Genomic DNA, 12,091 nt, shown 5'->3' with positions numbered 1-12,091 from the left:
CGGGCGCACGCGGTCGTGCGGCGTCGCCCATTTGAAAGGTCCGATGTATCGCGAGTTTGTCCGGTACGTATGCGTTTGTAGCCGTGCGCCGCGCGGCGCGGTCAAGGTGCGGTCAAGGTGCGACCCAGCGCCCGTCGTAGCCGTCGTCGTGCAGCTCGAACAGCGCACGGCGATGGCCGCTGCGCGCGAGGTCGAGCCAGTCGATGCGCGTCACGGCGACGTCGAGCACGCAGAAGTTCGCGTAGCCGTCGGCGGCGGATGCCGTGTCGGGAGCCGGCGCGACATGCGCGTGCCCGGGCGCGTCGATCGGCGTGCCGGGTCGCAACGGCGCGCGATACAACAGCAACGTATGCGGACGACTCGACGCCCAGATCGCGCGACGCCGCGCGTCGTCGTCGCAGATCGACGCGCGGCCTTCGACACGGATCTGCACGAGCGCATCGAGATCGGCCGCGACGATCGCGATGCGCGGATCGCGGCGCGGCTCCGCGACCTTGTCCGAACGCGCATCGGTATGGAACGACAGCCGCTGCTCCGCACGGCTCGCCTGTCGCAGCACGATGGTGCGCACCTTCGGTGCACCGTCGACGCCGAGCGTCGCGGCCTGCACCATCGTGAACGGCGAGCGCTGCGGCCCGACGCCGGATTCGAGGCAGGACCACAGACGGTCGTAGACGTGCGCGAGCGAGTCGGCAGCTGGAACGGACATGATGGCGCGGCGCGGTTGAGGAATTCGATCGCGCCAGCTTAACCGATCCGCCGGCGCGCTTCCCGCGTGAGCCGCGGTGCGCCGGGCGGCTCAGTTGTAGCCGCGCACCACGGTCGCCGCGGTCGTGTCGCCCGGCGCCGCGGCGAAGCGGCCGAGCACGTCCGCGACGTACTGCGGCCCTGCGCCGATCTGCGACGACCGATGCGCGGCCGGCCCGATAGCGGCGACGACCGGCGCGGCGCCGGTCGATCCGACGCCGTCGGTGACGATGCTCATCGCGGTCTCCTCACGCGGCGAGCGCCGCGCGATACGCGCGCACGAGGCGCGCGACGCCTTCCCGGATCGCGTCGACGTCCGGCGCGGCGAACGACAGGCGCAGCGATGCGGCGTCGACGTGGTCCGCGAAGAACGCCTTGCCCGGCACGAACACGACCTGGTTCGCGATCGCGCGTTGCAGCAGCGCGTCGGACGACACGTCGCCGAGCCGCGCCCACACGAACATCCCGCCTTCGGGACGATGGAAGGCGATCGCCGCGCCGAAACCGTCGCGCAGTGCGTCGCACAGCGCGTCGCATTTGCGCCGGTAGGCGGCCGTGATGCGCGGCAGATGGCGTTCGAGCGCACCGTCGGCCAGATACTCGGCGGCGGTCGCCTGCGTCCACGGCGTGCTGCACAGGTCGACCGTCTGCTTCGCGATCACGCAACGCCGCGCGATCTCGGCCGGCGCGATGGTCCAGCCGACGCGCAGCCCCGGCGCGACGATCTTCGACAGGCTCGCGAAGTGCACGATCCAGTCGCGTGCGCCGTCGACTTCGCTCGCGAGCGCCAGCATGGACGGCACCGCTTCGCCCGCGAAGCGCAGATCGCCGTACGGATCGTCCTCGACGATCAGGAAACGGTATTGCACCGCGAGACGCAGCAGCTTCATGCGCCGCTCGCGGCTGAGCGTCGCGCCGGTCGGGTTCGCGAAGGTCGGGACGGTGTACAACAGCTTCGGCCGCGCAATCGCGCCGGCTTCGAGCTGCGACGCGAGGCGTTCGACGTCGAGGCCATGGCCGTCGACGGGAATCGTCACGACGTGCGCCTGCTGCAGACGCAGCGCCGCGAGCGTCGCCGGGTATGCCGGCTGTTCGGTCAGCACGACGTCGCCGGGCGCGACCATCACGCGCAGCAGCAGGTCGAGGCCCTGCTGCGAGCCGGTCGTGACGAGCAGCTCGGCCGGCGTGCAGGTCACGTTGCGGCGCGCCATCAATGCGATCAGCTGCTGCTTCAGTTCGGCGAGGCCGTCGGTCGGGCCGTATTGCAGGCAGCGGACCGGCTGCGCGTATGCACGCTCGGCGGCCGCGTTCAGGCCGTCGACGTCGAACAGCTCGCTGGCCGGGTAGCCGCCCGCGAACGAGATCATCCCCGGCTCGGACAGGTATTTGAACAGCTCGCGGATCGGCGAACCGGCGGGATTCTGGAAGGAAGGCGTGAACGCGTACATGTCGTCGTGAGCTGGATGGCGGCGACGGCCGGGATAGCCGCCGGGGCCGCGCGCCGCGGCGCGCGTGGCGCACGCCGCGGGGAATTCGAGCCACGATTGTCGACAGTCATTAACGCTGCGGCAAACGATATCTACGCACTAGGTCTTGCGGTTTGGTCATCAATTGGCGCGCGGCGAACGCGCGCCTTGCGGCGTTGCGAAGCGAGGCCCGGCCGCTCTGACGGACGTGTGCGGCCGGCCGTCGGGCAAGCTGCCACCGGCGACGCCACGGCCGGCCGGGCCACGGCGCGAGTTCGCCGCATCGTCAGCGGTACGCACCACGACGCAGCATCGGCAAGGCGCGCCGTGGCCCGGCCGCCCGCAAGCGCGCGCTATCCGTGCGGCGGCGCTATGCCGTCGCGGACATAGCAGGCAATCGCCTCGAGCATGCCGAGGTCGAGGTCCTGCACGCGGTCGGCCCCGAAATGGGCCAACCATTTGCGCGCAAGCTCGGCATGCGCCGTCGTATGCCCGGTCGCGGCAAGGGCACTCAGGTCTTCCAGTGCTGAACGCTCGTCCATGTCTTCTCCGTGATCCTGATGGTCCGGACGCTGCCGGCCGTCGTCGGGGCCGGGCTGCCGTCAGACGGCTTCGAGCGCGAGAGCGATGCCCTGGCCGCCGCCGATGCACAAGGTCACGATGCCGCGCTTGATGCCGTCGCGGCGCATCGAATGTGCAAGACGGGTGGTCAGGACGGCACCGGTCGCGCCGATCGCGTGACCGTGCGCGATCGCGCCGCCTTCGACGTTGATCCGCTCTTCGTCGATGCCGAGCTCGCGCGCGACCGCGATCGGCACGGCGGCAAAGGCCTCGTTGATCTCGAACCGCTCCACGTCGTTCATCGACCACCCGGCACGCGCGAGCGCCATCTTCACTGCCGGCACCGGCCCGAGTCCGAACAGGCCCGGCTCGACCGCCCCCACGCCGTACGAGACGAGCGTGGCGATCGGCTCGATGCCGTGCGTCTCGGCATAACGCCGCTCGGCCACGATCATCGCCGCCGCACCGCTGTTCAGGCCGGGCGCATTGCCGGCGGTGATGGTGCCGTCAGCGCGAAATGCGGGCTTCAGCCTCGCAAGCGACTCGAAGTTCGTGTCCGGGCGCGGCTGCTCGTCGCGCTCGAATCGGACGGTCTGCTTGCGCCCCGCGACCTCGACCGCCACCAGTTCGGCGTCGAATGCCCCACGCGCCTGCGCGTCGGCGAAGCGCCGTTGCGAACGTTCCGCCCAGCGGTCCTGCTGCTCGCGCGTGATCCCCTTCATCGCGACGAGGTCTTCCGTGTGCCATCCCGAATGCAGGTTGGAGAACGCATCGACGAGGCCATCCACGAGCATGCTGTCGGCGATCTCGGCATTGCCCATCCGATAGCCCCAACGGCCGCCGCCGAGCAGATACGGCGCGCCGTCCATGTTCTCCATTCCGCCCGCCGCCGCAACCTCGCCGAAGCCGAGCCAGATGTCCTGCGCCGCATTCGCGATGGCCTGCGCACCGGAGCCGCACACGCGATTGACCGTCAGCGCGGGCACGGTCACGGGAATGCCGCCCGCGACGGCCGCCTGACGCGCGGGATTCATCTTGTTGCCGGCCTGCACGACGTTGCCCATCACGACCGACGCCAGCTCCGCCGGATCGATCTCGCTGCGACGCACCGCTTCGCGCAACGCGGCCGCGCCGAGCGCCGTCGCCGCAACGTCCTTCAACGTGCCGCCGAACGCGCCGATTGGCGTCCGGACGGGACTGCAGATCACTACCTGTCGAGCAACCATTTCAACACTCCATTCAAAGCCCGCTTCATGCGGGACGGATGCCGCCGCAACTCGACGCGGCGCTTGCGGGAAAGGAACGCATGCATTCGCATGCCCGGCACGTTCGTAAAGCGCTCTCGTGTGCCGACGCACGCACCGATGGCGGGGCGACGCGCGCCCCGCCATCGCGTCAGATCGAGACCATTTCGAAATCCTCCTTGCCGACGCCGCACTCGGGACACTTCCATTTGGCCGGAATGTCTTCCCAGCGCGTGCCCGGTGCAATGCCGTCTTCCGGCGCACCGTGCCGTTCCGAATAAATCCAGCCGCACACCAGACACATCAGCGTGCGCATCTCTACCGCCGTCGTGCTCATCTCGCCATCTCTCCCAGGTTCGACGTCTGTCGCGTCACGAATTCGCGCACCTGCTCGCGTACCCTCGCATCCGACAGGATGCGGCCGTGCCCCGCACCCGGCGCCGGCCACAGCGTCGCGTCCGGCAGCCCGGCCACGACGCGCTGCGCCTCGCAGTACGGCACCACCGAATCGGCCGGGTCGTGCACCACCAATACCGGGACGTCGAGCGACGCGCCGCGCGCGAGCAGATCCCAGTGACTGACCGGCACGCCGTTGCGCAGCTGCAGCTCCGCATAGATGCGCTCGACCACCGGGCGCGGAAATGCCATGTCGCGGCTGGCCCAGCGCTCCAGCACCTCGGTCAGGCCGCTGGTCGGGGCGATCAGCACGAGGCAGCGCAACGACGCGCGGCGCGAGCGCTCGGCCAGCGCCGAGACGGCCGCGATCGAGCCGAGCGAATGCGCAATCACCACCTGCGCGCCTTCGATCGCATCCAGCACCGCACCCGTCGCGCGGGTGAACTGCGTCATCGTCGTATGCTTGCCCGGCGAACGGCCATGCGCGGGCGCGTCGAACGCGGCCACCGAGAAGCCGAGCGACTGCATCGGCTTCACGAAGCTCAGCATGCTGCTGCTGTCGGTGCCCCAGCCATGCACGAGCAGCACGCGCGATGCGCCGCCCTCCCAGTGATAGGCGCGGTCGATGTCCGCGTTGCCGTCGATGGACGCCTCCTTCGCACCGAGCGGCACGCGGTCGCTGACGGGCAGCCCGTAGCCGCGCGTGAAGCCGAACGTGTCGGCCGCCCGGCGCCCCGCGGCGTGCGGCGCGAAGGTCGTCAGCACGCGCAGCGCACGACGGCCGAGCCGAACGCGCAACGACGGCTTCCTGGCCTTGCGCCGCGCGAGCGGCGAGACGTCGGTAGGGTTCGCTGCCGCCATCACCGGCCCTCCGCCGCCGCACGCGCGCCGACCGGCACGGCCTCCCGGGACAGGCTGCGGTAGTAACCCGACTCGGTGTCGTAGAAATGGCAGTGACCGATCACGTGCCACAGATCGCCGAAGGAGAAATCCTTTTCGCGGATCATTCCCGGAAACGCCTGCTTGAGCGCCGCCTGCGCCTTCGGCAGGTTGTAGAACGGCACGATCGGCGCGACGTGGTGCGCCGTATGCACCGAGATGTTGTGCGTCATGAAGTGCAGCCACTTCGGATACCGGTAGTCGGTCGTCACCAGCAAGCGGCTGGCGTTCGGCGTCCAGTGCTGCGACGGCAGGAACGGGATCTCGTCCGACGTGTGATGCATCAGCGTCGTGGCGCTGAACCACGCATGAATCATCAACCAGGGCACGACGAAGTACAGGAACAGGCCGGTGATGCCGGTGAAGTAGATGAGCGCCGGGAAATAGAGCGCGGACGCGAACAGGACGAACGCGATCGAGCGTTTCACGTCGCGCCGCATCTCGCGCTTCGGATAGAAGCCCGGACGGAAGCCCGATTCCTTCCAGTAGCTCACCGTGCCGGCCCAGAACAGCCACTTGCGGGTGCCGGCGTACTCGAGCCGCTTCAACAGCGGCATGCGATCGTAAAGCGGCGCGGGAATCGGCCGCCAGTCGGTATCGAGCTCGAGGTTGTTGGTATTCGCGTGGTGCAGGTTATGCGTGTGGCGCCACGCGTGGAACGGATACAGCAGCGGCAGAAGCGACAGGTGCCCGATCGCCAGGTTGAACCATCGGACGCGCGAAAACGAGTTGTGCCCGCAATCGTGCGCGATGCAATGCAGCCCCCAGCCGCCCAGGCCGGCCAGCAGCCACAGCGGAACGTAGAACAGCCAGTGCGGCGCGTAAGCGATGCCGACGAGCGCGCCGATATACGCCGCATAGCTCACCACGAAACCGAGAATGCCGCGCCATACGCGCGGCTCGTAGAGGGATTTCGGAATCGCATCGGTCAGCCGCACGCCCTCGAGCGACTTCGACTTCTGCATGAATTCGTCGAAACGCGCCGGCGGCGCGCTGGGGACCGTGTAGGTTTTCGCCATGTCGATCTCCCGCTTACGCCGCTTGCAGACCGAGCTCGGTCGACAGGTGGCGCGCCAGCTCGTCGATGCTGTTGTGTTCGAACAGCAGCGCCGGGGACAGCCGCTGCTCGACCACCTTCTCCAGATCGCCCGACACCTGCACGGCGACGATCGAATCGAGCCCGTACTCGTCGAAGCGCTTGGCGGGATCGATCGCGGCGCGCTCGAGCTTCAGCTGCTTGGCGAGCCGGTCGATCAACCAGTTGCGGATCGACGCTTCGGTGAGCGGCCCGACATCGGCGGCCACCGCCTTCTTGCGGCCGAACAGGCCGCCCAGGATTCCAGCTTGAGACATGATGATTAATCCTTCCGTACGAGGGAGATGAACTGAATGACGACGGCAACTAGCTTCAATACGGCTGCTTGGCGAGCTTGCGGATCGCCGCCGGCGTCGGCTGACGCAGGTCGCGCACGATGCCGACCTTGCCGAGCGTCCACAGCACCCAGGCGCTCAGATCCGGCTCGTACCACTTCACCGAATGGCGGTATGACGCGGGAAAAGCATGGTGGTTGTTCTGCAGGCCTTCGCCGAACGTGAATACGGCGACCGTCCAGTTGTTCGCGCTGTTGTCCCCGGTCTTGAACGGCCGGCCGCCGAACATGTGGCACACGGACCCCACGCACCACGCGGCCTGGTTGGCCACGAAGATGCGCGCCAATCCGCCGAACAGCAGGCCGTTCCATGCGCCGAGCCACGAGCCGGCGACGGCGCCGCCGATCGCGGCCGGCAGCACGAGGCCGAGCACGATCCACCAGGCGTAGGTGCGGTGATAGAAGAACAGGCGGCGATCGCGCAGCACGTCGGGCGCGAAGAAGGTCCAGCCCGAGACGTCGGGGGCCAGCATCCACGGCATGTGCGCATACCAGAGGCCGCGCAGCTTCGCGAACAGGCCCTTGCCGGCCAGATTCGGCGAATGCGGATCGCCTTGCTGATCGCTGTACAGGTGATGTCGGCGGTGCGTCGTCACCCAGAACATGATCGGTCCTTGCGCGGCCATCGACCCGCAGATCAGCAGCAGCCCTTCGAACCACTTCGACGTGCGGAACGTCTTGTGCGCGAGATACCGATGGAAGCCCATCGTGATCCCGCCCATGTGCAGAAAATAGAACACCGCGAACAGCACGAGATCGGTGGCGGCGAACTCGCCCAGCACGAGCTGGCGTACCGCCAGCGCGAAGCCGGCCAGCGGCACCAGCATCACGGCCAGGGCGGTCAGGCGTTTGACGCGCGCCCCGCTGCCCAGCAGCGGCGAAACACCGGGGATCTGCCCGTCGGCGGCCGACAGCCCGCCTGCGGCAGTCACGCCGGGTGCAACCTGAATCGACGAATTCATAGGAATCTCCAGACGCTAAACAGGATTACGGCGAAATTGAAGGAGCCGTCGCGCGGCGCTTGGGCGCATAGCGCACCTCCGTGACGAGCCCCAGCGCGTCGAGCAGGCGGATGACCCAGGCGGAAGGATCGAGCTGCCAGAACGCGTGATCGTTGTTGGCGAAGGCCGGCTGTGCGTGATGGTTGTTGTGCCACGCGCCGCCCACCGAGACGATCGCGAGCAGGCCCAGATTGCGGCTGTGGTCGCGCGTCGCGTGCGGGCGGGTGCCGATGGTGTGGCACAGCGAATTGACGGCCCAGGTCGACTGATCGAGCAGGAAGATCCGTGCGAGCCCGCCCCACAGGAAACCGCCGACGGCGCCGGTCAAGGCCTGCCCGGCCGGCGCGAGCAACGCGCCCGCCAGCGCGGGCAGCGCGAGGCCGAGCAGCACCCACCACCCATAGCGCAGATTGAGATTGACGATCAGGCGGTCGCGCAGCAGGTCCGCGGCATACGCGCTCCAGTTCTCGCGGCGCACGCTGAACAGCCAGCCCACGTGACCGTGCCAAAGGCCCGCGAGCCGGCTCGGTTGGCCGTGGCGGTTCGCGCGCGGCAGCGGCGAATGAGGATCGCCGTCCTGATCGGTGAACGCGTGGTGCATGCGGTGCGTCGCGGCCCAGAACAGGATCGGCCCCTGGGCGGCCATGCTGCCGAATACGCCGAGCATCACGGTGACGATCGGCCGTCCCTTGAACGCACGGTGTGAGAAGTAACGGTGCATGCCGGTTTCGACGCCGATCGCGGTCGAGAAATACATCACCGCGAGCAGGATGAAGTCGGTGGCGCGCACGCCGTATGTCCACGTGTAGGCAATCGCGAGCACGAAACCGAGCGCGGGAACGCCGACGGTCAGATAAGCGAGCCGGCGCGCGCGCGAGTCGGTGTCGGCGTCGGCCGCACGGGCGGTCGCGGGTGTTCGCGACGACGAGAGATCTGCTTCAGCCATGACTGGCTCCGAAGAAAGACAGCGACAATGGAAATCGGGAATGCGGAAGCGGCGAACGGCTCAGGCGCGGGCCTCGAGCGTGCTCAGGCTGCCTTGCTGGAACGCCTGCTTGCACGCTTGCCTGCGCACCTTGCCGCTGGTCGTGAGCGGAATCGCGCCCATCGGCCCCAGGTGCACGACCGCCGGCGCCACGCCGTGATCGCGCGTGACCGCCAGCGTGATCGCCGCTCGCACCTCGCCCATTTGCTCGGGGCTCAGACGCCGCGAGCGCTTGAGCTCCGCAACGATGACGAGCGACTCCAGCGGGCCGCCGTCGATCGAAAACGCCACCACGCCGTTGGTTCGGATCGCATCGTGCGCGGCCTGCACCGATCCTTCGATGTCGGTCGGATAGAGGTTGCGCCCGGCGACGATCACGACGTCCTTGATCCGGCCCGTGACGAACAGCTCGCCGTGGTTCAGAAAGCCGAGATCGCCGGTGCGGAGGTAGCGCGCCGAATCGGCGTCGCCGCGTTCGTCGCAGACCGCCGCCGCGAACACGTCGTCGCTGTCCGCGCGGCCGAGATAGCCGGCAGCGACGTTCGGACCGCTGAACCAGATTTCGCCGATGCTGCGCTCCGGCAGCGCGCGCTTCGTCGCAGGATCGACGATCAGCAGCCGATGGCCGGCCGCCACGGGCCCGCAGCCCACCAGCGTCGTGCGCCCGAGCAGGTCGGATTGCGCGTCGTACGGCACGCACTGGCCGCGGGCGAGCGCCTCCTTGTCGACGTCGATCAGCGTGATCGGCGAACGGCCGGGCTTGCCGGACACGTAGAGCGTCGCCTCCGCCATTCCGTAGCACGGCACCACGGCGCGGCGCTCGAAGCCATGCCGGCCGAAGCGCGCGGCGAAGCGCTCGAGCGTCGCGTGGCTCACCGGCTCCGCGCCGCAGAACACGTGCTGCAGCGAGCCGAGATCGAGCGTGGCGGCTTCTTCGTCGCTGATGTGGTCGACGCATAGGTCGAACGCGAAATTCGGCGCGACGCTGGTGGTCACGCGGTAGTCGCTGATCGCCTTGAGCCAGCGATACGGACGCTGAACGAAATGCTGCGGCGACAGGATCACGAGCGGAAAGCCGCTGAACACCGCGAGCAGCAGCGCGCCCATCAGGCCCATGTCGTGATACGGCGGCAGCCACGTGCAGCCGACGCGCTCCGGATCGGCGCCGAGCCGCTCGGCGATCACCGCGCAGTTGCTGACGAGATTCCGGTGCGTGACGACGACGCCCTTCGGCTCGCCCGTCGATCCCGACGTGTACTGCAGCAGCGCCGGCCGCTCCAGATCGAGGCCCTGCTCCAGCACGCGCCCGAAGTCGTGCGCCGATGCGTCGATGGCGTCGAAGGCATGCTCGTCGATCGTCAGCAACGCCGGCGCGACGCGCGCGCCGTCGTGCAGCCGGTCGAGCTCCTGTTGCAGCGAGCGATGCTGCTTGCCGGCGATCACCACGTCGGGACGGGCGTCGCGGCAGATCGACGCGAAACGCGCCACGGCGCGGGAGCCGGCCGGCGGAAACGAAGGCACCGCGGTGGCGCCCGCCAGCAGGATTCCGAACAGCGCCGCGACGTAACCGAGACCGGGTTCCAGCACCAGCAATACGCGGCGTTCGTGCAGCGCGTGCTGCACGAGCAGATCGCGCACGTGGGCCGCAGCGGCGGCGAACTGGCCGTAGGACCAGCTCGCGACGTCGTCCTCGCCGTCGCGCAGAAAATGGAACGCGACACGCTCCGGCGTGTGCTCGGCACGCTCGCGAAGCACATGGAGCAGCGACGAGGTCGTGCGCTCCGCCAGCAGAGCGGAGGGAGGAATGCTACCGGCCATCATGGGACCCTCGGATAATCGGTTTCGTATTGTTTCGATCAAATCGTCATGCCCGGCGCCGGGCCGAACGCGGCGCCGCCCTCAACGCGCCGCCGCGGAGGCGAGCACGCGCGGTCGCGTATCCACCGGCGCGCACAGGATCGCCGTCGCCAGCGCGAGCGCAATCTGCAGGTAGCAGAGCGTGTGGAATTCGGCGAGCCGCGTGATCGCATTGCCGGTGATGGCGACCGTCAGCGCCACGCCGAACACCGATCCCATCTGGCGTATCGCCTGATTCACGGCCGAGCCGACGCCGAACCGCGCGGGCGGCAGATGCGCAACCGCGGCAGCCGACAATGAAGGCATGACCATCCCGACGCCCAGCCCGGTCAGCAGCGCGCCCGGCAGCCAGGCATGCAGATAGTCGGGCGTGACGCCGGGCACCAGCGCGAACCACAGGCTTGCCGCCATGGAGATCAGGCTTCCCGTCACCAGCAGAAGCCGGTGCCCCGCGCGCGCCGCGAACCGGCCGCAGACGATCGCCGTCGGCACGACGAGCAGCGGCCCTGGGGTGCCGGCCAGCCCGGCGCGCGTCAGCGAGTACGACCAGACGCCCGTGGTGAACAGAAACGTCTGGAAGAACATCATCGCGAAGCCGATCGCGAAGCACAGCGACGCCAGATTGATGTAGCGGTAAGTGCGATCCTGGAACAACGACAGATCGATCGCCGGCGCACGGGCCGTGCGCGCCCACGCGACGAACGCGGCCAGCATCGCGAGCCCGCCCGCGATCGCGAGCGCCACCTTCGGCGACGCCCAGCCAAGCGCTTCCGATTGCACCAGCCCGAACGCGATCGCGCCGACGCCGACGATCAGCAGGACGACGCCGACCAGATCGAGCGGCGCGCCCCGCTCGGGGTCACGCGACTCGTCGAGCACGCGCCATCCTTGCCAGAGTGCGAGCGCGCCGAGCGGCAGATTGAGAAAGAACGCCCACGGCCAGCCGAAGCGATCGACCAGGAACGAGCCGACGCTCGGCCCCAATGCGCCGGCCACGCCGCTGACCGCGCCCCACAGGCTCACGGCGATCGCCCGTTTGGTGACGGGGAACGCCGCCAGCAGGATCGACAGCGAGGCAGGCAGCAACAGCGCCGCGCCCGCGCCCTGCACCGCGCGCATCATCCACAGCATCTCGATGCGCGAGGCGATCCCGCAGCCGAACGATCCGCCGACGAACATCGCGAGCCCGAGCAGGAACATCCGCTTGCGCCCGCACAGGTCGGCCAGGCGGCCGGCCGGCACGAGCAACGCGGCGAACACCAGCGTGTAGGCGTTCAGCACCCACGACAGGCCGCCCGAATCCGTGCCGGGAAACGCCCGTCGCAACGCGGGAAACGCCGCGTAGAGCACGGTGACGTCGATCGAAACCAGAAACACCGCCACGCTCGCGATCCAGAAAACCGGCCACGGCGAAATCGAATTCGGCTGCGCCTGCGAAGCGGGCACGCTGGGTGCGCTCATGGCC

At 68.8% G+C, this 12,091-nt stretch carries 13 protein-coding genes; all 13 read right to left on the bottom strand.

The features are described 5' to 3' along the window. Positions 1–112: 112 nt before the first annotated feature. A complete protein-coding gene (locus EX20_RS23055) occupies positions 113–709 on the bottom strand; it encodes a pyridoxamine 5'-phosphate oxidase family protein (protein WP_034194886.1) in 597 nt (198 codons plus the stop codon). 90 nt (positions 710–799) lie between these two features. Next, the gene (locus EX20_RS23050) at positions 800–985 is read right to left on the bottom strand and encodes a hypothetical protein (protein WP_011881355.1); all 186 of its coding nucleotides are present in this window, start codon (positions 983–985) and stop codon (positions 800–802) included. A gap of 10 nt (positions 986–995) precedes the next feature. Then, complete coding sequence (locus tag EX20_RS23045) at positions 996–2,195, bottom strand: aminotransferase-like domain-containing protein (RefSeq protein WP_014724449.1); 1,200 nt, start codon at positions 2,193–2,195, stop codon at positions 996–998. Positions 2,196–2,566: 371 nt separating this feature from the next. Then, positions 2,567–2,755, bottom strand: a complete 189-nt coding sequence (locus tag EX20_RS23040) for a hypothetical protein (protein ID WP_014724447.1) — start codon at positions 2,753–2,755, stop codon at positions 2,567–2,569. Between the two features lie 60 nt (positions 2,756–2,815). After that, positions 2,816–4,000, bottom strand: a complete 1,185-nt coding sequence (locus EX20_RS23035) for a thiolase family protein (protein ID WP_034194885.1) — start codon at positions 3,998–4,000, stop codon at positions 2,816–2,818. A 169-nt stretch (positions 4,001–4,169) separates the two neighbouring features. After that, positions 4,170–4,355 (bottom strand): rubredoxin, encoded by a 186-nt coding sequence (locus EX20_RS23030; protein WP_011881352.1) that lies wholly within the window; start codon positions 4,353–4,355, stop codon positions 4,170–4,172. Beyond that, positions 4,352–5,275 (bottom strand): alpha/beta hydrolase, encoded by a 924-nt coding sequence (locus tag EX20_RS23025; protein WP_034194884.1) that lies wholly within the window; start codon positions 5,273–5,275, stop codon positions 4,352–4,354. The genes EX20_RS23030 and EX20_RS23025 overlap by 4 nt, the downstream gene beginning before the upstream one ends. Next, entirely contained in the window at positions 5,275–6,372 is a 1,098-nt protein-coding gene (locus tag EX20_RS23020; RefSeq protein WP_011881350.1) for a fatty acid desaturase, read from the bottom strand. The genes EX20_RS23025 and EX20_RS23020 overlap by 1 nt, the downstream gene beginning before the upstream one ends. Positions 6,373–6,385: 13 nt before the next feature. Next, the gene (locus EX20_RS23015) at positions 6,386–6,706 is read right to left on the bottom strand and encodes an acyl carrier protein (RefSeq protein ID WP_011881349.1); all 321 of its coding nucleotides are present in this window, start codon (positions 6,704–6,706) and stop codon (positions 6,386–6,388) included. A gap of 55 nt (positions 6,707–6,761) precedes the next feature. Then, complete coding sequence (locus tag EX20_RS23010) at positions 6,762–7,745, bottom strand: acyl-CoA desaturase (RefSeq protein WP_034194883.1); 984 nt, start codon at positions 7,743–7,745, stop codon at positions 6,762–6,764. A gap of 25 nt (positions 7,746–7,770) precedes the next feature. Further along, positions 7,771–8,730: an acyl-CoA desaturase gene (locus tag EX20_RS23005; RefSeq protein WP_034194882.1), complete on the bottom strand. Its 960-nt coding sequence runs from the start codon at positions 8,728–8,730 to the stop codon at positions 7,771–7,773. A 60-nt stretch (positions 8,731–8,790) separates the two neighbouring features. Next, on the bottom strand, positions 8,791–10,590 hold the full coding sequence (locus EX20_RS23000) for a fatty acyl-AMP ligase (protein ID WP_231572286.1): 1,800 nt from the start codon (positions 10,588–10,590) through the stop codon (positions 8,791–8,793). A 78-nt stretch (positions 10,591–10,668) separates the two neighbouring features. Then, positions 10,669–12,087 carry an MFS transporter gene (locus EX20_RS22995; protein ID WP_034194881.1) on the bottom strand — a complete coding sequence of 473 codons (1,419 nt, stop codon included), beginning with the start codon at positions 12,085–12,087 and terminating at the stop codon, positions 10,669–10,671. Positions 12,088–12,091: the final 4 nt, after the last annotated feature.

The organism is Burkholderia sp. WP42, assembly GCF_000745665.1.
Taxonomy (GTDB): domain Bacteria; phylum Pseudomonadota; class Gammaproteobacteria; order Burkholderiales; family Burkholderiaceae; genus Burkholderia; species Burkholderia vietnamiensis.
The sequence above is the reverse complement of the archived record's forward strand: the minus strand, read 5'-3'. Positions and strand labels throughout refer to the sequence as shown.